22 protein-coding genes and 1 pseudogene are annotated in these 23,276 nt (G+C 60.5%); 13 read left to right on the top strand and 10 right to left on the bottom strand.

Features of this window, described 5'->3' with window-relative positions:
* Positions 1-12 precede the first annotated feature (12 nt).
* The 4 genes from GNF76_RS04325 to GNF76_RS04310 all read right to left on the bottom strand — a co-directional run bounded on the left by GNF76_RS04325 (position 13) and on the right by GNF76_RS04310 (position 3,693).
* Positions 13-1,392, bottom strand: a complete 1,380-nt coding sequence (locus tag GNF76_RS04325) for an LLM class flavin-dependent oxidoreductase (RefSeq protein ID WP_155581945.1) — start codon at positions 1,390-1,392, stop codon at positions 13-15.
* Positions 1,392-1,769 carry an acyl-CoA dehydrogenase gene (locus tag GNF76_RS04320; RefSeq protein WP_155581944.1) on the bottom strand — a complete coding sequence of 126 codons (378 nt, stop codon included), beginning with the start codon at positions 1,767-1,769 and terminating at the stop codon, positions 1,392-1,394. The genes GNF76_RS04325 and GNF76_RS04320 overlap by 1 nt, the downstream gene beginning before the upstream one ends.
* Positions 1,770-1,779: 10 nt before the next feature.
* Positions 1,780-2,976: an SfnB family sulfur acquisition oxidoreductase gene (locus tag GNF76_RS04315; RefSeq protein ID WP_155581943.1), complete on the bottom strand. Its 1,197-nt coding sequence runs from the start codon at positions 2,974-2,976 to the stop codon at positions 1,780-1,782.
* Between the two features lie 153 nt (positions 2,977-3,129).
* Positions 3,130-3,693, bottom strand: coding sequence for a helix-turn-helix domain-containing protein (locus tag GNF76_RS04310; protein WP_178123176.1), 564 nt, complete (start codon positions 3,691-3,693; stop codon positions 3,130-3,132).
* Positions 3,694-3,785: 92 nt separating this feature from the next.
* Here GNF76_RS04310 and GNF76_RS04305 point away from each other — a divergent pair, with 92 nt between their 5' ends.
* From GNF76_RS04305 to GNF76_RS04265, 9 genes are all read left to right on the top strand, one after another.
* Positions 3,786-4,715, top strand: coding sequence for a DMT family transporter (locus tag GNF76_RS04305; RefSeq protein ID WP_155581942.1), 930 nt, complete (start codon positions 3,786-3,788; stop codon positions 4,713-4,715).
* Between the two features lie 113 nt (positions 4,716-4,828).
* A complete protein-coding gene (locus GNF76_RS04300; RefSeq protein ID WP_155581941.1) occupies positions 4,829-7,753 on the top strand; it encodes a monovalent cation/H+ antiporter subunit A in 2,925 nt (974 codons plus the stop codon).
* Positions 7,753-8,097, top strand: a complete 345-nt coding sequence (locus GNF76_RS04295) for a Na+/H+ antiporter subunit C (RefSeq protein ID WP_003192163.1) — start codon at positions 7,753-7,755, stop codon at positions 8,095-8,097. Before GNF76_RS04300 ends, GNF76_RS04295 begins: the two co-directional genes overlap by 1 nt.
* Positions 8,094-9,776 (top strand): monovalent cation/H+ antiporter subunit D, encoded by a 1,683-nt coding sequence (locus GNF76_RS04290; RefSeq protein ID WP_155581940.1) that lies wholly within the window; start codon positions 8,094-8,096, stop codon positions 9,774-9,776. The genes GNF76_RS04295 and GNF76_RS04290 overlap by 4 nt, the downstream gene beginning before the upstream one ends.
* Positions 9,773-10,261 carry a Na+/H+ antiporter subunit E gene (locus GNF76_RS04285; RefSeq protein WP_155581939.1) on the top strand — a complete coding sequence of 163 codons (489 nt, stop codon included), beginning with the start codon at positions 9,773-9,775 and terminating at the stop codon, positions 10,259-10,261. Before GNF76_RS04290 ends, GNF76_RS04285 begins: the two co-directional genes overlap by 4 nt.
* Positions 10,258-10,536 carry a K+/H+ antiporter subunit F gene (locus GNF76_RS04280; protein ID WP_010209507.1) on the top strand — a complete coding sequence of 93 codons (279 nt, stop codon included), beginning with the start codon at positions 10,258-10,260 and terminating at the stop codon, positions 10,534-10,536. Before GNF76_RS04285 ends, GNF76_RS04280 begins: the two co-directional genes overlap by 4 nt.
* Positions 10,533-10,901, top strand: a complete 369-nt coding sequence (locus GNF76_RS04275; protein WP_155581938.1) for a Na+/H+ antiporter subunit G — start codon at positions 10,533-10,535, stop codon at positions 10,899-10,901. The genes GNF76_RS04280 and GNF76_RS04275 overlap by 4 nt, the downstream gene beginning before the upstream one ends.
* A gap of 86 nt (positions 10,902-10,987) precedes the next feature.
* Positions 10,988-11,740 carry a 3-oxoacyl-ACP reductase family protein gene (locus tag GNF76_RS04270; RefSeq protein ID WP_155581937.1) on the top strand — a complete coding sequence of 251 codons (753 nt, stop codon included), beginning with the start codon at positions 10,988-10,990 and terminating at the stop codon, positions 11,738-11,740.
* 28 nt (positions 11,741-11,768) lie between these two features.
* The gene (locus GNF76_RS04265) at positions 11,769-12,335 is read left to right on the top strand and encodes a TetR/AcrR family transcriptional regulator (protein ID WP_155581936.1); all 567 of its coding nucleotides are present in this window, start codon (positions 11,769-11,771) and stop codon (positions 12,333-12,335) included.
* A 103-nt stretch (positions 12,336-12,438) separates the two neighbouring features.
* On the opposite strand, the gene cysS is transcribed toward GNF76_RS04265, so the two are convergent.
* Both cysS and GNF76_RS04255 read right to left on the bottom strand, forming a co-directional pair.
* Positions 12,439-13,827 carry a cysteine--tRNA ligase gene (gene cysS, locus GNF76_RS04260; RefSeq protein WP_178123175.1) on the bottom strand — a complete coding sequence of 463 codons (1,389 nt, stop codon included), beginning with the start codon at positions 13,825-13,827 and terminating at the stop codon, positions 12,439-12,441.
* Positions 13,828-13,845: 18 nt separating this feature from the next.
* On the bottom strand, positions 13,846-15,546 hold the full coding sequence (locus GNF76_RS04255) for a glutamine--tRNA ligase/YqeY domain fusion protein (protein ID WP_155581935.1): 1,701 nt from the start codon (positions 15,544-15,546) through the stop codon (positions 13,846-13,848).
* Positions 15,547-15,794: 248 nt separating this feature from the next.
* Between GNF76_RS04255 and GNF76_RS04250 the strand changes: the two genes are divergently transcribed.
* Entirely contained in the window at positions 15,795-16,298 is a 504-nt protein-coding gene (locus GNF76_RS04250) for a peptidylprolyl isomerase (RefSeq protein WP_155581934.1), read from the top strand.
* Positions 16,295-17,044 (top strand): UDP-2,3-diacylglucosamine diphosphatase, encoded by a 750-nt coding sequence (lpxH, locus tag GNF76_RS04245; RefSeq protein WP_178123174.1) that lies wholly within the window; start codon positions 16,295-16,297, stop codon positions 17,042-17,044. The genes GNF76_RS04250 and lpxH overlap by 4 nt, the downstream gene beginning before the upstream one ends.
* Positions 17,045-17,180: 136 nt before the next feature.
* On the opposite strand, the gene GNF76_RS04240 is transcribed toward lpxH, so the two are convergent.
* From GNF76_RS04240 to GNF76_RS04225, 4 genes are all read right to left on the bottom strand, one after another.
* Positions 17,181-18,710, bottom strand: a complete 1,530-nt coding sequence (locus GNF76_RS04240) for a DHA2 family efflux MFS transporter permease subunit (protein ID WP_155581932.1) — start codon at positions 18,708-18,710, stop codon at positions 17,181-17,183.
* A 65-nt stretch (positions 18,711-18,775) separates the two neighbouring features.
* Positions 18,776-19,978: an HlyD/EmrA/EmrK family protein gene (locus GNF76_RS04235; protein ID WP_155581931.1), complete on the bottom strand. Its 1,203-nt coding sequence runs from the start codon at positions 19,976-19,978 to the stop codon at positions 18,776-18,778.
* 15 nt (positions 19,979-19,993) lie between these two features.
* Entirely contained in the window at positions 19,994-21,457 is a 1,464-nt protein-coding gene (locus GNF76_RS04230) for an efflux transporter outer membrane subunit (protein ID WP_155581930.1), read from the bottom strand.
* Positions 21,454-21,927 carry a MarR family winged helix-turn-helix transcriptional regulator gene (locus GNF76_RS04225; RefSeq protein WP_155581929.1) on the bottom strand — a complete coding sequence of 158 codons (474 nt, stop codon included), beginning with the start codon at positions 21,925-21,927 and terminating at the stop codon, positions 21,454-21,456. Before GNF76_RS04225 ends, GNF76_RS04230 begins: the two co-directional genes overlap by 4 nt.
* A gap of 185 nt (positions 21,928-22,112) precedes the next feature.
* Between GNF76_RS04225 and GNF76_RS04220 the strand changes: the two genes are divergently transcribed.
* Entirely contained in the window at positions 22,113-22,841 is a 729-nt protein-coding gene (locus tag GNF76_RS04220; RefSeq protein ID WP_246211866.1) for a fimbrial biogenesis chaperone, read from the top strand.
* A 20-nt stretch (positions 22,842-22,861) separates the two neighbouring features.
* A pseudogene (locus GNF76_RS29450) lies at positions 22,862-23,276 on the top strand (hypothetical protein); the annotation flags it as partial.

Below are 23,276 nucleotides of genomic sequence, written 5' to 3'. Positions count from 1 at the left end.
GGCTTTCTGCAGTTAGATGGCGGTGGCCTTGAGGTCGCGATAGCCGGCGCCCGGATGGTTCTGCGGCAACCGTGCGCCGTCTCCAAACAATTTCTCCCGCAGCGTGCCCTGGGCGTACTCGGTCTTGTACACCCCACGTTTTTGCAGCTCTGGCACCAGCAACTCCACAGCGTCGATAAACGTCTCGTGGGTCAACGCATACGCCAGGTTGAAGCCATCGACATCCGTCTCCTCAACCCACTCCTGCAACAGGTCCGCCACCGTCTCTGGCCCGCCGACAAACAACGGTCCAAAGCCACCGATCCCCACCCAGTCCGCCAACTCATTGGGCGTCCAGACCTTGTTCGGGTCTGCGGTGGAAAACGCCTCCACCGCCGATTGAATGGCGTTGGTGTGCACATGCTTGAGCGGCTCATCCGGCTTGAACTGGCTGAAATCGATACCGGTCCAGCCAGAAATCAACGCCATCGCCCCCTCATAGCTGACGTAGGATTTGTATTCCTCGAACTTGGCTTTGGCCTTGGCATCGGTTTCGCCAACGATCACCGTCTGCAAGTTGAAGATCAGGATTTTCTTCGGATCACGCCCCGCTTCTGCCGCCCGCCGGCGGATGTCGGCCACGGTCTTTTTCAGCAGCACTTTCGACGGCGCGGCGACGAACACGCATTCGGCCTGTTCGGCGGCGAATTGCTTGCCACGGCTGGAAGCCCCGGCCTGGTACAGCACCGGCGTGCGTTGCGGCGACGGCTCGCAGAGGTGAATGCCGGGCACCTGGAAGTGTTTGCCGACATGGCGAATCTCGTGGATTTTGCTCGGGTCGCTGAAGATCCGCCGTTCACGGTCGCGCAGTACGGCGCCCTCTTCCCAGCTGCCTTCCCAGAGTTTGTAGCAAACCTCCAGGTATTCCTCAGCGTAGTCGTAGCGTGCGTCGTGTTCGGTCTGGGCCTTCTGGCCGAGGTTCTTGGCGCCGCTTTCCAGATAAGAGGTGACGATGTTCCAGCCGACACGGCCCTTGGTCAGGTGGTCCAGGGTCGAGAGACGGCGGGCGAACGGGTACGGATGTTCAAAGGACAGCGACGCCGTGAGGCCAAAGCCCAAATGCTCAGTGACCAACGCCATGGGCGCGATCAGCGACAACGGATCGTTGACCGGCACTTGCGCCGCCTGGCGAATCGCCGCGTCACCGTTGCCGTTGTACACGTCGTAGATGCCCAACACGTCGGCGATAAACAGGCCGTCGAACTTGCCGCGCTCAAGGATCTTCGCCAGGTCGGTCCAGTATTCCAGGTCCTTGTACTGCCACGAGCGATCCCGTGGATGAGCCCACAAGCCCGGCGACTGGTGGCCGACGCAGTTCATGTCGAAGGCATTCAAGCGGATTTCACGGGACATCAAACAGCACTCCTGGGGGCGACGCCGTTGAGGCGGTAGTTGCCGACAATCTGGTATTTCCAGCGCAACGGGTCATCCAGGGTGGGCGGCAGCGCGGTGCGTTGGCCGGTCAGCTCAAATTCGGCGTTGCTGGCGGCGATCAAGGCTTCGGCGCTGGCAATCTGGGCTTCGGTCAAGGCGATCTGTGTTTCGACAGGGCTTTGGCCTTTGAGCGCTTCAGCGCGTTCGAGCAGTGCCGCCGCGACGTCGATGCGAATCTGCAAGTCGCCAAAACGACTGATCACATAGGGATCGTCGCTGTGTTGCACAAAGCGCAAAGTGCTTTCCAGTAGATGGCGGGCCTGCTGCAAGGCATCCGGTTGGGTCAGTGCGTTCATCGAAAGCTCCTCAGTTCCAGGCGTGGCGCGCCGGCTTGACGCCGTTGAGCAGGAAATTGCCGATCAGGTGGTACTTCCAGCGAGCCGGGTCATGCAGGGTGTGGGTCCGCGCGTTGCGCCAGTGCCGGTCGAGGTTGTGTTTACCGAGCACCGAGCGGGTGCCGGCCAGCTCGAACAACTTGCTGCTGGCGAGCAAGGCAATCTCGGTGGAGAGGACCTTGGCCTGAGCGACAATCAGCGAGGCGTTGGCCACCGTGTCTTCATTGGGCTCGGCCAGGGCCAGGTCGACCGCGCGGCCGGCCTTGGCGAGGATGGCTTCGGCGCCGTGGACCCGCCATTCCAGGTCGCCAATGGCGGCAATGGTGAACGGGTCTTGCCAGCCGTGGTCCTGCTGGCTGTCGATCCACGGCCGGGCTTGGCGGGCGTAGGTCTTGGCGGCTTCAAGGGCGCCGATGGCGATGCCGGTGTCCACGGCGGCCTGGATGATTTGCGAGATCGGGCCGTCGGCGGTGGGTTGGTCAAACGCTTTGTGGGCCGGGATCACCGCGTCCAACGGGACCTTGACCGCATTGAGAGTGACCCCGCCGCTGGCGGTGGTGCGCTGGCCGAAGCCGTCCCAGCTGTCGATCACCGTCAGGCCGGGATTGTCGCGTTCGATAAAGGAAATGAACGCCTGATTCTCCTCGTTGACCGCCACCGTCGGCACGATATGGGCGAACAACGCGCCAGTGCAGTAGAACTTCTCGCCATCGATCTGCGCGCTGTCGCCGTCAAAACGGATGCGCGTTTCGAAGGCGGCGGCGGTTTTGCTCTTGGCTTCAGAGAAGGCGTTACCGAAGCGATAGCCTTGCAGCACCTTGGCAAAGTAGTGCTGCTTCTGCGCTTCGCTGGCGGTTTGTACGAGGATGTCCACCACGCCCAGATGATTCTGCGGGATTTGCCCCAGGGATGGGTCGGCAGCGGAGATCAGCTTGATCACTTCAGCCACCGTCACATAGGACACTTCGGCGCCGCCGTAAGCCTTCGGAACGGTGATGCCCCACAAGCCGCTGGCGGAGAATTCGTCCAGCTCGGCGACCGGCAGGCGACGCTCACGGTCACGCACGCTGGCGTCGACGGCGAAGCGCTTGGCCAATTCAGTGGCGACAGCAATGGCTTCGGCGTCCGAGCGGATGATGTGGGCAAGGTGTAGAGGTTGGGCTGGCATGGGCCGACTCCGGCTTCAGAGAGATACCGGAGCAATTGCAGGAGTCGTGCCTGAATGGAATAGATAATAAAATCAGTGAATTACATAAGTATCAGAGAAATATTTGTAGCCTCAAACCAGCAAAGTGTTCAACCACTGTTGCGCTACCAACAGTCAGATCACCACGTTTCGTACAAACCTCACCGCAATATCACCCTCATTGCGATAGCTGTGGGGCTGGTGGCTGGCGAACATGTAGAACTCGCCGGCACCGATCTGCTGTGTTTCATCCCCCACGACCAGGGTCAGGCAGCCTTCGAAAACATACAGCTGTTCACTCCAGCCCTCCAGGTCCGGATCCGGGCAATAACGGTCACCGGGTTCCAGCCGCCATTCCCACAACTCGACTTCTCGGCGAGCGCTGGCCTTGGCCAGTAACACCGCTTTGCTGCCGTCGATTTCGCCAGCCCAGGCCAGTTCGTTGATGCGGCTGTGATCACGCACATCCGGAGCCTGGATCAGGTCGCTGAACGCCACGTCCAAAGCCTCGGCGACACGGTCCAGGGTCGACAGGCTGACGTTCTTTTCACCCGCCTCGATGGCCACCAGCATCCGCCGACTGACGCCGGACTTTTCAGACAAGGCGGTCTGACTCAGTTCGGCGGCATGGCGCAAGCGGCGAACGTTCTGGCTGACGTGTTGCAGGACCGAGGCCCGTTGCGGATTTTCTTTGTGCACTATATTGCTCACAGGGTGGGGTTGCGCAGTATACTGCCCAGCTGCGGCGCATTGTGCGTTCCGCGCCCTTCCTGTGCAAGACCAGAGCCGCCATGACCACCTCGACTTCCTCCTCGCGTTTCTCCCGTTTCAGCAAAGCCGAGTGCGTGCTGGTGGTGATCACCATGATCTGGGGCGGCACCTTTCTGCTGGTACAGCACGCCATGACCGTCAGCGGGCCGATGTTTTTTGTCGGCCTGCGTTTTGCCGCTGCGGCCTTGATGGTTGGCCTGTTCTCGTTTCGCACCTTGCGTGACTTGACCCTGTTCGAGCTGAAGGCCGGGTGCTTTATCGGGGTGGCGATCATGTTCGGCTATGGCTTGCAGACCATTGGCCTGCAGACGATTCTCAGCAGCCAATCGGCCTTTATTACCGCGTTGTACGTGCCCTTTGTGCCGCTGTTACAGTGGCTGGTGCTGGGCCGCCGGCCGGGGTTGATGCCAAGCATTGGCATCATGCTGGCGTTCGCCGGGTTGATGCTGTTGACCGGCCCTGCCGGTGCGTCGCTGAATTTCAGCCCCGGTGAAATCGCCACCCTGATCGGCGCGATTGCGATTGCCGCCGAGATCATCTTGATCAGCGCCTATGCCGGGCAAGTGGATGTGCGCCGGGTGACCGTGGTGCAACTGGCTACCGCCTCGGTGCTGTCGTTCCTGTTGGTGGTGCCCATGGGCGAGGCGCTGCCGGGGTTCTCCTGGCTGCTGTTGTTCAGCGCCGTGGGCCTGGGGCTGACCAGTGCGGTGATTCAGGTGGCGATGAACTGGGCGCAGAAAAGCGTCTCGCCGACCCGTGCCACCTTGATCTACGCCGGGGAGCCGGTGTGGGCCGGTGTGGTTGGGCGGATTGCCGGCGAGCGTTTTCCGCCGATTGCCATGGTGGGGGCAGCACTGATTGTGGTGGCGGTGATTGTCAGTGAGATGAAGACCCGTGGGCGCAAGGCCGTCGAGTTGAGCGATGAGTTGGAACAAGAGCGCCAGAGCTGAGTGCTAAATCGACTTTTTCAGCTTAGCTTGTAGGATCCTGCCACAGGTTGCCGTTTGGTGATCCGGATTCCGGCACGTATGATGCATCCCAAACTCCCGCAGATTAGAAGCCTATGTCCCTGATAGTTCTACTGCTTCTGCCTTTTATCGGCAGCTGTCTGGCGGCCTTGCTGCCGCACAACGCACGCAATACTGAATCCCTGCTGGCCGGCCTCGTTGCCCTGGTCGGTACCGTACAAGTCGCTTTGCTCTACCCCCAGATCGCCCACGGTGGCGTGATTCGCGAAGAGTTCATGTGGTTGCCCAGCCTGGGCCTGAACTTTGTGCTGCGCATGGACGGTTTTGCCTGGCTGTTCTCGATGCTCGTCCTGGGCATCGGCACGCTGGTGTCGCTGTACGCCCGTTATTACATGTCGCCGGAAGACCCGGTGCCACGGTTCTTCGCGTTTTTCCTGGCGTTCATGGGCGCGATGCTGGGCCTGGTGATCTCCGGCAATCTGATTCAGATCGTGTTCTTCTGGGAACTGACCAGCCTGTTCTCGTTCCTGTTGATCGGCTATTGGCACCACCGCGCCGATGCCCGGCGTGGCGCGTATATGGCGCTGATGGTCACCGGCGCAGGCGGCTTGTGCCTGCTGGCCGGGGTGATGCTGTTGGGGCATATCGTCGGCAGCTACGACCTGGACCAGGTGCTGGCCGCCGGTGACCAGATCCGCGCTCACGCCCTGTACCCGATCATGTTGGCGCTGGTGCTGATTGGCGCCCTGAGCAAAAGTGCGCAATTCCCCTTCCACTTCTGGCTGCCCCACGCCATGGCCGCACCGACACCGGTCTCGGCCTACCTGCATTCGGCGACGATGGTGAAGGCCGGCGTGTTCCTGCTGGCCCGCCTGTGGCCGTCGCTGTCCGGCAGCGAAGAATGGTTCTGGATCGTCGGCGGTGCCGGAGCCCTTACCTTATTGCTCGGCGCTTATTGCGCCATGTTCCAGAATGACCTCAAGGGCCTGCTGGCCTACTCCACCATCAGCCACCTCGGCCTGATCACCTTATTGCTGGGCCTCAACAGCCCGCTGGCCGCGGTTGCCGCCGTTTTCCACATCCTCAACCACGCGACCTTCAAGGCGTCGCTGTTCATGGCGGCAGGGATCATCGACCACGAAAGTGGCACCCGCGATATCCGTAAACTCAGCGGCCTGTTCAAGCTGATTCCGTTTACCGCGACCCTGGCCATGGTCGCCAGTGCCTCCATGGCGGGCGTGCCGCTGCTCAACGGCTTCCTCTCCAAGGAAATGTTCTTCGCCGAGACCGTATTTATCTCCGCCACCGCCTGGGTGGAAATCGCCCTGCCGGTGATCGCCACCATCGCCGGGACGTTCAGTGTCGCCTATGCCCTGCGCTTTACCGTGGATGTGTTCTTCGGCCCGGCGGCCACCGACCTGCCGCATACCCCGCATGAGCCGCCACGCTGGATGCGTGCGCCGGTGGAATTGCTGGTGTTTACCTGCCTGCTGGTGGGGATCTTCCCGGCCCAGGTGGTGGGTTCGATCCTCGCGGCCGCCGCGCTGCCGGTAGTCGGCGGCGTACTGCCCGACTACAGCCTGGCCATCTGGCACGGCTGGAACGCGCCGATGATCATGAGCCTGGTGGCCATGTCCGGCGGTGTCTTGCTCTACCTGCTGCTGCGCAAGCAACTCAAGCGGGGCCGCTTCAACTACCCGCCGATCATCAGTTACTTCAACGGCAAGCGTGGGTTCGAACGCACGCTGGTGGTGATGATGCGCGGCGTGCGCAAGCTCGAAAAACGCATCAGCACCAAGCGCCTGCAAACCCAACTGTTCCTGCTGGTGCTGGCCGCCGTGATCGCCGGCTTGATCCCGATGCTGCACAGCGGCATCAGTTGGGGCGACCGACCGAAGATCCCGGGTTCCATCGTCTTCGTCACCCTGTGGCTGCTGGCGATTGCCTGCGCCCTGGGTGCTGCCTGGCAAGCCAAGTACCACCGTCTCGCCGCCCTGACCATGGTCAGCGTCTGCGGGATGATGACCTGCATCACCTTCGTCTGGTTCTCCGCGCCGGACCTGGCCCTGACCCAATTGGTGGTGGAAGTGGTGACCACCGTGCTGATCCTGCTGGGCCTGCGCTGGTTGCCACGGCGGATCGAAGACGTCTCGCCACTGCCCAGCTCGGTGCCCAAGGCGCGCATCCGCCGTCTGCGGGACTTGCTGCTGTCCACCGTGGTCGGTGGCGGCATGGCGTTGTTGTCCTACGCGATGCTGACCCGCCAGACACCCAACGATATCTCCTCGTTCTACTTGAGCCGCGCCCTGCCCGAAGGCGGCGGCAGCAATGTGGTGAACGTGATGCTGGTGGATTTCCGGGGCTTCGACACCCTGGGGGAAATCACCGTGCTGGGCGCCGTGGCATTGACCGTCTACGCCCTGCTGCGACGCTTCCGTCCCTCTAAAGAAAGCATGGAGTTACCCGCACAACAGCGCCAACTCGCGCCGGACGTGGCCACCGACCTGGTCAACCCGCGCCATGCCAGCGACACCGCCCTGGGCTTCATGATGGTACCGGCCGTGCTGGTACGTCTGCTGCTGCCGATTGCGCTGGTGGTCTCCTTCTACCTGTTCATGCGCGGCCACAACCAGCCGGGCGGCGGTTTTGTCGCCGGCCTGGTGATGTCGGTGGCGTTCATCCTGCAATACATGGTCGCCGGCACCCAGTGGGTCGAGGCGCAGATGAGCCTGCGACCGATGCGCTGGATGGGCTTCGGTTTACTGTCAGCGACATTGACGGGGCTCGGCGCGCTGTTCGTGGGGTATCCATTCCTCACCACCCACACGCTGCACTTCAGCCTGCCGGTGTTCGGCGATATCCACATCGCCAGCGCATTGTTCTTCGACGTTGGCGTATACGCCGTGGTGGTCGGCGCGACCCTGCTGATACTCACCGCCCTGGGTCACCAATCGGTACGTGCCCATAAACCCAGCAACCAGGCGAAAGCCGCTGCCACGCCTAAAGGAGCTGCCGCCTGATGGAAGAAGTCATCGCAATTGCCATTGGGGTCCTGGCGGCCTCCGGCGTCTGGCTGATCCTGCGGCCACGGACGTTCCAGGTGGTGATGGGCCTGTGCCTGTTGTCCTACGGGGTCAACCTGTTCATTTTCAGCATGGGCAGCCTGTTTATCGGCAAGGAGCCGATCATCAAGGACGGCGTGCCGCAAGACCTGCTCAACTACACCGACCCCCTGCCCCAGGCCCTGGTGCTGACGGCGATCGTGATCAGCTTCGCCATGACCGCGCTGTTCCTTGTCGTGCTGCTGGCCTCCCGGGGCCTGACCGGCACTGACCACGTGGACGGTCGGGAGCCTAAAGAATGACCTGGATGAATCAACTGATCATCGCGCCGATCCTGCTGCCGCTGCTGACCGCCGGGCTGATGCTGATGCTGGGCGAGAAGCACCGCCCGCTCAAGGCGCGGATCAACCTGTTTTCCAGCATGCTCGGCCTCGGCATCGCCGTGCTGTTGCTGTACTGGACCCAGAAAGGCGGCCCCGGCTCCATCGGGGTGTACCTGCCGGGCAACTGGCAGGTGCCGTTCGGCATCGTACTGGTGGTGGACCAACTGTCCGCATTGATGCTGGTGCTCACCGGGATCATCGGCGTCAGCGCCCTGCTGTTCGCCATGGCCCGCTGGGACCGCGCGGGCACCAGCTTCCATGCGTTGTTCCAGATCCAGATGATGGGGCTGTATGGCGCCTTCCTCACCGCCGACCTGTTCAACCTGTTCGTGTTCTTCGAGGTACTGCTGGCCGCGTCCTACGGCCTGATGCTGCACGGTTCGGGCCGCGCCCGGGTGTCGGCGGGGCTGCATTACATCTCGATCAACCTGCTGGCCTCGTCGTTGTTCCTGATTGGCGCGGCGCTGATCTACGGCGTCACCGGCACCCTGAACTTTGCCGATCTGGCGCTGAAAATCCCGCTGGTACCGGAAGCCGATCGCGGTCTGCTGCATGCCGGCGCAGCGATCCTCGCGGTCGCGTTCCTGGCCAAGGCCGGGATGTGGCCGCTGAACTTCTGGCTGGTGCCTGCCTACTCCGCGGCCAGCGCGCCGGTGGCGGCGATGTTCGCGATCATGACCAAGGTCGGCGTGTACACCGTGCTGCGCCTGTGGACGCTGCTGTTCTCCGGGCAAGCGGGTGCCTCGGCGTACTTTGGTGGCGACTGGCTGATCTACGGCGGCATGGCGACCATCATCTGCGCCGCCCTGGCAATGATCGCCGCGCAACGCCTGGAACGCATGGCCAGCCTGAGCATCCTGGTGTCGGCCGGGATCCTGCTGTCGGCGGTGGGGTTTGCCCAGCCGAGCCTGACCGCAGGCGCGCTGTTCTATCTGATCAGCTCGACCCTGGCGCTGAGCGCGCTGTTCCTGCTGGCAGAACTGATCGAACGTTCGCGCTCGGCCAACGATGCACCGATGGAAGAAGAAATCGAATCCCTGCCGTCGGCCATGGCGTCGCTGCATCCGCCACCCGGCACCAACCTCGACGATGAACAAAAAGCCGTGGTCGGCCAGGTGATTCCCTGGACCGTGGCCTTCCTTGGCTTGAGCTTCATTGCCTGCGCCCTGCTGATTATCGGCATGCCGCCGCTGTCCGGGTTTATCGGCAAACTCAGCCTGCTCAGCGCCTTGATCAATCCAATGGGCCTGGGCAATGCCGTTGACGAGCCGATCCGTCCGGCCGCCTGGGGCTTGGTCGCACTGTTGATCTTCTCCGGCCTGGCCTCGCTGATCGCCTTCGCCCGCTTGGGCATTCAACGTTTCTGGACCCCGGAGGAGCGCCCTTCGCCGCTGCTGCGCCGCTTTGAATGTGTGCCGATCTTCCTGTTGCTGGGCCTGAGCATCGCCCTGACCTTCAAGGCCGAAGCGCTGATGCGCTACACCCAGGCCGCCGCCGACAGCCTGAACAATCCGGAACACTATGTGATGGCCGTGATGGCGACCCGCCCGGTGCCGAGCCCTGAAGCTCAGGCCGCAGCAACGGAGGTACAGCCATGAAACGCCTCTTCCCTGCGCCGTGGTTGTCGTTGGCACTGTGGCTCTTATGGTTGGTGCTGAACCTGTCCATCAGCCCCGGCAACCTGCTGCTCGGCGCGATCCTGGGCTTTGCCGCACCGCTGATGATGGCGCCACTGCGCCCGCTGCCGATCCGCATCCGCCGCCCCGGGGTGATCATTCGCCTGTTCTTCCTGGTGGGCCGCGACGTGATCATCTCCAACCTGCACGTGGCCTGGGGCGTACTGACCTGCGGCTCGCGTCCACCGCGCTCGCGCTTTATCAAAATCCCCCTGGACCTGCGCGATGCCAACGGCCTGGCCGTGTTGTCGATGATCACCAGCGTGACCCCGGGTACCGTCTGGTCGGAACTGGCCCTGGACCGCAGTATCCTGCTGCTGCACGTATTCGACCTGGATGACGAAGCGCAATTTATCCAGCACTTCAAGCACGCCTACGAACGGCCCCTGATGGAGATCTTCGAATGAGTGCCCTGCTCTCCAATGCGATCCTGCTCAGCCTGTTCCTGTTTTCCCTGGCCATGGTGCTGACGCTGATCCGCCTGTTCAAAGGCCCGTCGGCCCAGGACCGGGTACTGGCGCTGGACTACCTGTACATCCTGGCGATGCTGATGATGCTGGTGCTGGGTATTCGGTATGCCAGTGACACCTACTTTGAAGCGGCGTTGCTGATTGCGCTGTTCGGCTTTGTCGGCTCGTTTGCCCTGGCAAAATTCCTGCTGCGTGGGGAGGTGATTGAATGATGCCGCTATGGGTTGAAGTGATTGTGGCGGTGTTGCTGGTACTCAGCAGCGTATTCGCGCTGATCGGCGCGATTGGCTTGTTGCGGATGAAGGACTTCTTCCAACGCATGCACCCGCCTGCACTGGCCTCGACGCTGGGGGCCTGGAGTGTGGCGTTGGCGTCGATCATCTATTTTTCGCTGCTCAAGGGCAGCCCGGTGCTGCATGGTTGGTTGATTCCGATCCTCCTGTCGATCACGGTGCCGGTGACCACGTTGCTGCTGGCGCGCACCGCGTTGTTCCGCAAACGTATGGCGGGAGATGATGTGCCGGCTGAGGTCAGCAGCCGCCGAACTGACAAGGTGACTGACCCAGTTAAAGATTAATTAATCCAAAAATAACTTGGCGCGATTCATTGTGGCTGGTACGGTTTAGTAGATTATTTAATCCACTAAACCTCAGGCCCTCCCCTATGACCACTCACACCCCTCGTTTCAGCAATAAAGTCGCCCTGGTAACCGGTGGCTCCCGCGGCATCGGCGAAGCCATCGTGCGCCGCCTGGTCGCCGAAGGCGCCGCCGTTGCGTTCACCTATTCCGCTTCCACCGACAAGGCACAAACCCTGGTCAGCCAGATCGAGAATGAAGGCGGCAAGGCCCTGGCCATCCAAGCCGACAGCGCGGATGTCGCTGCGATTGAGCGGGCCGTATCCACCACGGTGGAGCGCTTTGGCAGCTTGAATATCCTGGTCAACAACGCAGGTATCTTGCAGCTCGGCAGCGTCGACGAGTTCAGCCTTGAGGACTTCGACCGGATGTTTGCCGTCAATGTCCGCGCGGCGTTCGCAGCCGCCAAAGCCTGTTCGGCGGTGATGCAAAAAGGTGACCGGATCATCACGGTCGGCAGCGTAGTCGCCCAACGCTCCGCCTTTCCCGGCTCCAGCGTCTATAGCATGACGAAGTCGGCGATCGCCGGTATGATCCGCGGCCTGGCCATTGATTTCGCCCCACGCGGGATCACCGTCAACAACGTCCAGCCCGGCCCGGTCGCCACCGACATGAACCCGGCAGACGGGCCTTTTCACGAGTTGATCAAAAGCCTGATACCCCTGGGCCGCGTGGGCACTGCCGACGATATCGCCGGCATGGTGGCTTACCTTGCCAGCGAGGACGCGGCCTTTGTTACCGGCGCAAGCCTGACCATCGACGGTGGTTACCTGGCATGAGCCTTCACCTGTAATCCCCGAGGTAACCATGGCAAGACCCAGAGCATTCGACCGCGACCAGGTGCTGCGCCAGGCCATCCAGGTTTTCTGCGACAAGGGTTTTGCCGCGGCCTCCACCGAGGAACTGATGCAGGCCATGGGGCTGAGCCGCCAGAGCATGTACAACACCTTCGGCGACAAACGCCAGTTGTACCTGCTGGCCATGGCCGAGTATCAGCGCAGCGGTGTCGATGACCTGATCGAGCGCTTGAGTCAGGGTCCGACGCCGTTACACGCAATACACGACACCCTGTACTCCTTGGGCACGGGTGGCTGCATGGGCGTCAATGCGATCTGTGAATTCGGGCAGGACGATGTGGAGGTTAATCAGCTCAACGAACAAAGCGCCGCACGGCTGCGCAAGGCATTTGAGCAGACGTTGATACAGGCATTGGAACAAGGCGAACTGGGCGCCAACACGGACGTGGCAGGGGCCTGTGATTTTCTGATGGCAACGCTTGTTGGCATGAAAGTCAGCAGCAAAGGCGGAGCCAGTGTGGAGCAGTTGGGGAATATAGCGCTGTATGCGGTGCGGGCGCTGGGAGGACGGGGATAACAGTGCTCATCACTGGAGTTTTCTAAAAAAGCGCTCTGTCAGGATAGCGCCGCAAAAAAAAGCCCCGAACCAGTCGGGGCGTTTTTTATTCAGCGTTCAGCAATCAAGCCTGATCAGCCAACCGCCATGTCGTCCCGCCCTTCCCGTCTTCCAACACCACGCCCATGGCGGTGAGTTGGTCGCGGATGCGGTCGGATTCCGCCCAGTCCTTGTTGGCACGCGCCGTCAAACGCGCCTGAATCAGTGCATCCACCTCAGCCGCATCCACACGCCCTTCCGCACCGGCTTGCAGGAAGTCATCGGCTTCCATTTGCAGGACGCCCAGGACACTGGCCAGCTCTTTCAAGCGCGCCGCAAGCCCGGCCGCTGCATCCAGATCGCTCTCACGCAGGCGGTTGATCTCACGCACCATCTCGAACAGCACCGCGCACGCTTCCGGTGTACCGAAGTCGTCGTTCATGACGTGGGTAAAACGTTCAACGAACGCTTCGCCACCGGCAGGCGCAACAACCGGCAGGCCTTTCAACGCATGGTAGAAACGCTCCAGAGCGCCTTTGGCGTCCTTGAGGTTGTCTTCCGAGTAGTTGATCGCGCTGCGGTAGTGGCTCGACACCAACAGGTAACGCACCACTTCCGGGTGGTACTTTTCCAGCACGTCGCGGATGGTGAAGAAGTTGTTCAAGGACTTGGACATCTTCTCGCCATTGATGCGAATCATGCCGCAATGCATCCACGCGTTGGCGTAGGTCTTGCCGGTGGCCGCTTCGCTTTGGGCGATTTCGTTTTCGTGGTGCGGGAACTCGAGGTCGCTGCCGCCGCCATGAATGTCGAAGGTATCGCCCAGGCAGCAGGTGGACATCACCGAGCATTCGATGTGCCAGCCCGGACGCCCGGCGCCCCATGGCGATTCCCAGCTCGGCTCGCCGGGCTTGGTGCCTTTCCACAGGACGAAGTCCAGTGGGTCTTGCTTGGCTTCGTCGACTTCGATGCGAGCGCCGATGCGCAGGTCTTCGATTTTCTTGCGCGACAGCTTGCCGTAGCCCATGAACTTGGCGACGCGGTAGTACACGTCGCCGTTGCCCGGCGCGTAGGCATACCCCTTGTCGATCAGGGTCTGGATCATCGCGTGCATGCCAGGGATATGGTCCGTGGCGCGTGGTTCCATGTCCGGCTTGAGGATGTTGAGGCGCGCCTCGTCCTCGTGCATGGCAGCGATCATGCGTTCGGTCAGCACATCAAACGGTTCGCCGTTTTCCTTGGCGCGATTGATGATCTTGTCGTCGATGTCGGTGATGTTGCGCACGTAGGTCAGGTCATAGCCGCTGAATCGCAACCAGCGGGTCACCAGGTCAAAGGCAACCATGCTGCGGCCGTGGCCGATGTGGCAGTAGTCGTACACGGTCATGCCGCACACGTACATGCGCACCTTGTTGCCATCCAGGGGCTTGAAGACTTCTTTGCTCTTGCTGAGCGTGTTGTAGATCGTTAGCACAACAGTTTCCTTAAAGAATCACTGGCCCCACGAATCACGCAAGGTCACGGTACGGTTGAATACCGGAGCACCGGGCTTCGAGTCCTTGATATCCGCGCAGAAGTAACCTTCGCGCTCGAACTGGAAACGGTCTTCCGGCTGTGCATTGCCAAGCGATGGCTCAGCACGACAACCAGTGAGAACTTGCAGCGAATCAGGGTTGATGTTGTCCAGGAAACTGGCACTGTCTTCAGCCTTCTCAGGGTTGGCCGAACGGAACAGACGATCATACAGGCGCACTTCGCACTCGACGCTGGCCGCAGCCGGTACCCAGTGCACCACGCCTTTGACCTTGCGGCCCTCAGGGTTCTTGCCCAGGGTGTCCGGATCGTACGAGCAATGCAGTTCGACGATGTTGCCATCGGCGTCCTTGATGGCTTCGTCGGCACGGATCACGTAGCTGCCGCGCAGGCGCACTTCGCCGTTCGGTTCCAGGCGCTTGTAGCCTTTTGGCGGCTCTTCCATGAAGTCATCGCGGTCGATGTAGATTTCACGGGCGAACGGCAGCTTGCGCACGCCCAGCTCTTCTTTCTGCGGATGACGCGGCAGTTCGAGGTTTTCGACCTGGTCTTGCGGATAGTTGGTGATCACCACCTTCAACGGACGCAGCACGCACATGGCGCGCGGAGCGTTCGCGTCGAGGTCCTGGCGGATGCTGAATTCGAGCATGCCGAAATCGACCACGCCGTCAGAACGGTTGGTACCGACCATGTCGCAGAAATTGCGGATCGATGCCGGGGTGTAGCCACGACGACGGAAGCCCGACAGCGTCGACATGCGTGGGTCATCCCAGCCGTGGACGTGCTTTTCATCCACCAGTTGCTTGAGCTTGCGCTTGCTGGTGATGGTGTAGTTCAGGTTCAGGCGGCTGAATTCGTACTGACGCGGGTGCGCCGGTACCGGCAGGCTGTCGAGGAACCAGTCGTACAGCGGACGGTGGCTTTCGAACTCCAGGGTGCAGATGGAGTGAGTGATGCCTTCGAGGGCGTCCGACTGACCGTGGGTAAAGTCGTAGTTCGGGTAGATGCACCACTTGTCACCGGTCTGGTGGTGGTGGGCATGGCGGATGCGGTACATGATCGGGTCGCGCAGGTTCATGTTCGGCGAGGCCATGTCGATCTTGGCCCGCAGCACGCGCTCGCCGTCCTTGAATTCGCCGGCTTTCATGCGGGAGAACCAGTCCAGGTTCTCTTCTACCGAACGGTCACGGAACGGGCTGTTCTTGCCCGGCTCGGTCAACGTGCCACGGTATTCCTTGGCTTGCGCAGGAGTCAGGTCGTCGACGTAGGCCTTGCCGGCCTTGATCAGCTCGACGGCCCAGTCGAACAACTGGTCGAAATACTTCGAGGCATAGCGCACTTCACCGGACCATTCAAAGCCCAGCCACTTGATGTCGCTTTCGATCGCGTCGATGTATTCCTGGTCTTCCTTGGCCGGGTTGGTGTCGTCGAAACGCAGGTGCGTGACGCCACCGAACTCCTGGGCCAGGCCGAAGTTCACACAGATCGACTTGGCGTGACCGATGTGCAGGTAGCCGTTGGGCTCTGGCGGGAAGCGGGTGACGATCTGCGTGTGCTTGCCCGAATCCAGGTCCGCCTGGATGATCGGGCGCAGGAAGTTGACCGGGACGGCAGGTCCGGCCTTGGAATTCGAGGTAGGGTCGACAGTGGGCTTGCTCATAGGATCCTTGAACAGACAGGTACGTGGCCAGGTCAGGCCAGATAAAACAAAGGCGTTATCATAGCCGATGCTGTCAAGCACCTGACAGAGCGTGGTCAAAAACTGCTGCATTTATTGCATGGGCGGTAAAAAACCACCTCGAAATTCCTGCAGGTCACGCTAAACTGCGCGCCTTGGCAGTGTTTTGCCAAACAGGTGCAAGCGCCATCGGCGCCCAAATCCACGAATTCCTTGAAAGAGTAGCGAACATGACTCAAGTCAAACTGACCACCAACCACGGTGACATCGTCATCGAGCTGAACGCCGAGAAAGCGCCGATCACCGTCGCCAACTTCATCGAGTACGTTAAAGCCGGCCACTACGAAAACACGGTTTTCCACCGTGTGATCGGCAACTTCATGGTCCAGGGCGGCGGTTTCGAGCCAGGCATGAAAGAAAAGAAAGACAAGCGTCCAAGCATCCAGAACGAAGCGGACAACGGCCTTTCCAACGACAAATACACCGTCGCCATGGCCCGTACCATGGAGCCGCATTCGGCCTCCGCACAGTTCTTCATCAACGTGGCTGACAACAGCTTCCTGAACCACAGCGGCAAGAACATGCAGGGTTGGGGTTACGCGGTATTCGGCAAAGTGACTGCCGGCACTGACGTGGTCGACAAGATCAAAGGCGTACAGACCACCAGCAAGTCCGGTCACCAGGACGTCCCGGTAGAAGACGTGATCGTCGAGAAAGCCGAGATCGTTGAGTGATATTGCTGATTTCAGATTTGCATCTGGAAGAGGAGCGCCCGGATATTACCCGGGCGTTTCTGGATTTACTGAACGGCCGCGCCCGTTCCGCCCAGGCGTTGTACATTCTGGGGGACTTCTTCGAAGCCTGGATTGGCGACGATGGGATGACGCCCTTCCAGCGTTCGATTTGCGAGGCTCTGCGCGAGCTGAGCGATAGCGGCCCCCAGATTTTCATCATGCATGGCAACCGGGACTTCCTGATCGGCAAGGCCTTCTGCAAAGCCGCAGGCGCTACCTTGCTCAAGGACCCGAGTGTGGTGCAGTTGTATGGCGAGCCGGTGCTGTTGATGCACGGCGACAGCCTGTGTACCCGCGACGTCGGCTATATGAAGCTGCGGCGTATCCTGCGTAACCCCATCACCCTGTTTATCCTGCGCCACCTGCCCCTGCGTACCCGGCACAAGCTGGCGCGCAAGCTGCGCAGTGAAAGCCGCGCGCAAACGCGGATGAAGGCCAACGACATTGTCGATGTGACACCCGAGGAAGTGCCACGGGTGATGCAGGCGTTTGGCGTGCGAACCCTGGTGCATGGGCACACCCATCGTCCGGCCATTCACAAGTTGCAGATTGGTGATCAAGCGGCCAAGCGCATTGTGCTGGGGGATTGGGACAAGCAAGGTTGGGCGTTGCAGGTGGACGAGCAAGGGTTTCAGTTGGCGGCGTTTGACTTCGTCAACCCGCAATTGGCGCTGCCTGGCGCTTAATTCCAGAACAACACCACCCAAAATGTGGGAGCTGGCCTGCCTGCGATAGCGGACTGTCGGTCAGCCTCTGCGTAAGCTGACCCACCGCCATCGCAGGCAAGCCAGCTCCCACATTGGATTGCATTCCAACTCCAGATCAGTGGCCTGAAGCTTCCGGGCCCGCCTTCGCGGCAAACGGCGGTTTGGCCAGCCACACCAGCACAATCAAGCCCATGAACATCCACCCCAGCAACGTGAAGTAATCCACGGTGGACATCATGTACGCCTGGCTCGTCAGTATCTGATCCAACTGCGCATATGCCTTGTGCCCTGCCCCGCCCAGCGCATTCAACGCATCGCGGGTGGCCGAGTCGTAGGTCGTCATGTTTTCGCTCATGTAGGCATGGTGCTGATCCGCCCGACGAATCCAGATCCAGGTGGTCAGGGACGCCGCAAAGCTACCGCCCAGGGTCCGCAGGAAGGTCGCCAAGCCCGCGCCATCGGCAATCTGGTGCGGTGGCAGGTCGGACATCAGGATACTCAAGGTCGGCATGAAGAACAGCGCCACACCAATCCCCATGAACAGTTGCACCAGAGCGATGTGCTGGAAGTCCACCTCATTGGTAAACCCGGCACGCATGAAGCAGCTCAAGCCAATCGCGAGGAACGCCAGCCCGGCCAACAGGCGCAAGTCGAACTTGTGGGCATACTTGCCGACAAAGGGCGACATCAGCACCGGCAGAATCCCGATCGGTGCTACCGCGAGACCGGCCCAGGTGGCGGTGTAACCCATCTGGGTCTGCAGCCATTGCGGCAGGATCAGGTTGATCCCGAAGAACCCGGCATAGCCCAACACCAACACAATGGTGCCGATACGGAAGTTGCGATGGGCGAACAGCCGCAGGTTGACCACCGGGTGTTTGTCGGTCATTTCCCAGATGATGAACACCGCCAGGGCAATCACCGAAATCACCGCACCGATAACAATGAAGTTCGACTCGAACCAATCCAGGTCATTGCCCTTGTCGAGGATGATCTGCAGGGCACCGACGCCGACAATCAGGCTCAGCAACCCCACGTAATCCATCGGCTGGTGACTGGTAACCACTGGTCGCTTCTTCAGTTGGAAGCGCACCACCATCACCGCAAAGATCCCGATGGGCACGTTGATAAAGAAGATCCACGGCCAACTGTAGCTGTCGGTGATCCAGCCACCGAGAATCGGCCCCGCGATCGGCGCCACCACCGTGACCATCGCCAGCAACGCCAGGGCCATGCCGCGCCTCGCCGGCGGGTAGACGGCGATCAGCAGCGTCTGGGTCATCGGGTACAGCGGGCCGGCTACCAGGCCTTGCAGCACCCGGAAGCCAATCAGCTCGGGCATCGAGGTGGAGACACCACAGAGAAACGAGGCCAGCACAAACAGGATGGTGGCCCACAGAAACAGCTTCACCTCGCCGAAGCGACGGCTCAGCCAGCCGGTCAGCGGCAAGGCGATGGCGTTGCTCACGGCAAACGAGGTGATGACCCAGGTGCCCTGCTCCGAACTCACGCCCAGGTTGCCGGAAATGGTCGGCAACGCCACGTTGGCGATGGTGGTGTCGAGCACCTGCATGAAGGTCGCCAGCGACAGGCCGATGGTGGCCATCAGCAAACTGGGCGGCGTGAAGGAGGCGTTATTGCTCATCGCTAATCCTGTGAAACGGAGTGGACGCTACGGCCAGCAAGGGCCGTAGCTGACGGATCGGCGAATCAGCGCTGGACGGCCTTGGGGGCGGCCAGGCTGTTGTCATGGATAAGCTGAGTGATCATCGCATCGGCCTCGGCCAACTGACGGTCGTACACGTTGGTGCTGAACGACGCCTTTTGTGGCGCCTGTTGGGCCAATACCGGGCCGCTCTGGTCGTGCAAGTTGACGTTAACCACAGTGGACAAGCCAACCCGCAACGGGTTCTTGGCCAGCTCTTCGGCATTGATATGAATCCGCACCGGCACGCGCTGCACGATCTTGATCCAGTTACCGGTGGCGTTCTGCGCCGGCAGCAAGGCAAACGCACTGCCGGTCCCGGCACCGAGGCTGTCGATGGAGCCGCTGAACTTCACGTCACTGCCGTAGATGTCCGCTTCGATCTCCACCGGCTGGCCGATGCGCATCTGGCGCAGTTGGGTTTCCTTGAAGTTGGCGTCGATCCACAGTTGGTCCAGTGGAATAACCGCCATCAACGCGGTACCCGGCTGCACACGCTGGCCTAGTTGCACGGTGCGCTTGGCGACGTAACCGGTGACCGGCGCGATCAGCGTGCTTCGGGCGTTGGTCAGGTAAGCCTGGCGCAATTGCGCGGCGGCGGCCTGCACGTCCGGGTGCGAAGAAATTACTGTGTCGTCAACCAGAGCATTGGTGGTCTTGAGTTGCTGCTCAAGGTTGGCCAACGCGTTATTCGCCGAGGTCAAACTGTCACGAGCATGGGACAGTTCTTCCAGGGAAATCGCCCCGCCCTGCGCCAGGTTTTTCCGACGGTTGTAATTGTCCTGGGCGGTTTGCACTTCGGCTCTCTGTGCATTGACCTGGGCCTTCATACCATCGACGTTGCTGTACAAACCACGCACCTGACGCACCGTGCGCGCCAGGTTGGCCTGGGCACTTTGCAGGCCGACGGCCGCATCGTTAGGGTCGAAATTGATCAGCACCTGGCCCTCATGGACCAGGTCGCCATCGTCGGCACCGATGCTCACTACGGTACCGGTCACCAACGGGGTGATTTCCACCACGTTGCCGTTCACGTAGGCGTCGTCGGTGCTTTCGCCCCAGCGTCCGTAAAACTCATACCAGCCCCAAACGCCCAAGGCGCCGAGGATGACGATCAACGCCAGGACCAGCAGCATGAATCTGCGTTTGCCCGGATTGCTGGTGTCTGCAGGTTGTTGGCTTGTGTTATTGGTTTCGGCAGTGGCCATGACTAGTACCTTGAATTATTCAGTGCGCGTGGCTGGGGTGGTCGAGGCCACGTTATCGGCGTTAAATCCGCCGCCCAGGGCCTGCATCAATTGAATCGAAAGATCGATTTGCTCGGCATTCAGGCTGGCCAACTGACGTTGGGCCTGCAGCAATTGCTGTTCGATGCTGAGCACGTCCAGGTAATTACCGATACCTGAGCCGTAACGCTGAACCACGGTGTTGTAGGACTCCTGGGCAATGTCCGTCGCATGTTGCTGGGCCTGAATCTGCCGGCCGATATCGCGCAACTGCGAGAGGCTGTCGCTGACATCCCCCAGGGCTTTCACCAGGCTTTTGTTGTACTGGGCCACCGCCAGGTCGTAATCGGCGTCGCGGGCATCGAGGTCGGCACGCAGGCGGCCGCCGTCGAAAATCGGCAGCGACACCGTCGGTGCGATGCTGAAGAACCGGCTGGCGGAACCGAACATCGCATCCCCCAGCAACGACTCGGCCCCGGCGCTCGCGCTCAGGTTCAGGTTGGGATAGAAGTTGGCCTTGCCGGCGACGATGTTCTTGCTCGCCGCCTCCACCCGCCAGCGGGCGGCAATCAGGTCCGGTCGACGCCCCAGCAGCTCGGCCGGCAGCACCGAAGGCACAGCGACGGCGCTGGGCTTGAGGACGTTAGGGCGTGCCAGTTCATTGCCCCGGTCCGGGCCTTTGCCGAGCAACACCGCCAGGCTGATCTTGGCGCTTTGCAGGGTTTTCTCGGCGTCGATCAGTTGCGACTCGGAACTGGCTTCCAGGCTTTCGGTTTGCTGGTATTGGTACTGGCTGTCGATCCCGGAACTCAGCCGACGCTTGCTCAGGTCGAGCATTTGCCGGGTGCGCTTGAGGTCGTCGTTGGCCAGGTCCCGAACGATATGGGCCCGGCCCAGGTCGCTGTAGGCCCGCGCAACGTCGGCCGCCAAGGTCAGTTGAGCGGCCTGCTGATCGACTTCGGCGGCGCGCGCCTGGCCCAGCGCCGCTTCCCAGGCGGCACGCTGGCCGCCCCACAGGTCAAAGTTGTAGTTGAAACCGGCGCTGATGTTACGCACGGTGGCGTAAGTGCCACCAATCCCTTGCGGGTCCTGATCCTTGGCCAGGCGCGAACGGCTGACACCCGCGCTGGCATCCAGGGTCGGCATGCGTGCAGCATCAGCAGCATAAGCGGCCGCTTCGGCCTGGTGGGCACGAGCACTGGCCACTTGCATGTCGGGACTGTCGCGCAGGGCTTCATGGATCAGGCCGTCGAGTTGCGGGTCGCCGAGGCTTTTCCACCAGTCGGCTTTGGGCCAGGCAGCAGGCGACAGGGTCACGCCACTGAGGGATTTGCCGGCTTGCAGGTGATTGGCTTCGAGGCGTTTGCCTTCGGTGTCCAGGCCACTGTAATTGGCACAACCGGCGACAGTCATGGCCACCAGCACCAGGCTGAGGCCGGCACGCAAAGCGCGATTGTTCATTTCCCACCTACCCGCTGAATGGTCATTGCATCACCTGCAGCCACGAGAATTTTCGTCAAAATATGTTCCAGGGTTTTCAATTCGCCCGGCTCCAATGCGCCTGCCAACTGGTTCAAGGCCTGGGCGCCGATGTACGGCAGCATGTCCGCCAGACGTTGGCCTTCTGCGGTCAGCACCAACTGCACCTGGCGCCGGTCCTGTTCGGAACGCTTGCGCGCCAACAGGTCTTTTTGCTCCAGACGGTCGAGCATGCGGGTCATCGAGCCACTGTCCAGGGACAGGTTGCGGCACAGCTCCGCCGGGGTATCGACGCCGAACTGGGCCATGTTGATCAACACCTTGAACTGCGCGGCAGTGATGCCGTGGGGTTCCATATGGGTGTCGATGATGCGGTCCTTAAGGATCGCGGCGCGGCCCAGCAACAGGCCGAGATGGCAGTTGTGGAAGTTGTCAGGGGTGAAGTGAGGCATCGAAAGCCACCTTATTACTGCCTAGGCAGTGAGTGTGTGACGAGATGTTACTGCTTAGGCAGCGAATGTCAAATGGAATAATTAGGTTGCTTGCTATCAGTCAAATGAAGGGGGACGAGTGCCGCCCTCAGCCTTTAGGGATCGTCTGATACACCTCAGATGCCTTGCACTGCCATGATTGGCCCATGCTATTCACTCTCAATCACAAGCTCCGCCCCCTCACCTTCAGTACCCGATTGCTCTTGGCGCTCATGCTCGCCCCGACGGCGCAAGCCGAGATCAGTTTCGATGGTTACACGCGTTTTATTTATGAAGCCGGCCAACACCAGGTGCCTGTCATTCTGGTCAATGACAGCAACGAACCAGCACTGGCGCAAGTCAATCTCAGTTGGGGCGATCCTCAAGAAAACCGGGATATACCGATGGCTTTGTCGAAGCCACTGCTGTTGATTGCAGAGCGAAGTAAAGCATCGGTCGATATCTTCTACCAAGGGGCCGGCTTGCCAACCGACCGAGAATCGTTTCTGCTGCTGAAAGTCTTGTCAGTGCCGAAGAAAAGCAGCGATGAAAATCTGATTTCCATCGCGCTGCAGCACAATCTGAAGTTGTTCTACCGGCCGAAGTTGCTCGGCTCGCCCGAAGAGGCAATTAAAACCCTTCGCTGGTCCCCATCGGGCTCAACCACTTATCAGGTCCGTAACAATTCCCCTTATTACCTTACCCTCACCGAAGTGATCCTGCGGGATCCGAAGGGCGTCGACTGCGGAAAAACCATTGATCATTTGATGGTGGCTCCGTTTGCCACCTACGAACTTCCAATAATGGCTTGCGACAGACCGGTACGCGAGGTGACTTACTCGCTCGTCAGTGACGGTGGAACACCCCAGGCTTATCGTAACAACGTCCAACCATAATCAGCACAAGAGGATTCAGGATGTTTATTAAGAAACTGATCTTAATGGGTTGCTTACTTCTAACTAGCATCCCGAATGCTTATGCCATGATCTGTAGGACCGTCAATTCAAAAGTAACACAAGATAGCGTAACAATAACTGAGACCATCGCCATCCCCAACTCAGCGGCTGCGAAAACCGTGCTCTGGCGTCAACCGGTACAAAATGTGAATCTCGAGTGCTGGGTAGACAGAAAAGGATCACCAACCGAGAACGTATTTATTTACTTAAAAAATATCAATTTAGGCCCAGACATCGCAACGGGTATTACATTTCAAGGCAAGGACTATTTTTCTTCCACTAATCCTAAAATCGATACGGGTTGGTCAATCGGAGGTTGCTATACTACAGATCCAGATCCATGCGGTACGGGCAAAGACAAAAGGACCCTGACAT

This window comes from Pseudomonas spelaei (assembly GCF_009724245.1).
In the GTDB taxonomy this organism is placed as follows: domain Bacteria; phylum Pseudomonadota; class Gammaproteobacteria; order Pseudomonadales; family Pseudomonadaceae; genus Aquipseudomonas; species Aquipseudomonas spelaei.
The sequence above is the reverse complement of the archived record's forward strand: the minus strand, read 5'-3'. Positions and strand labels throughout refer to the sequence as shown.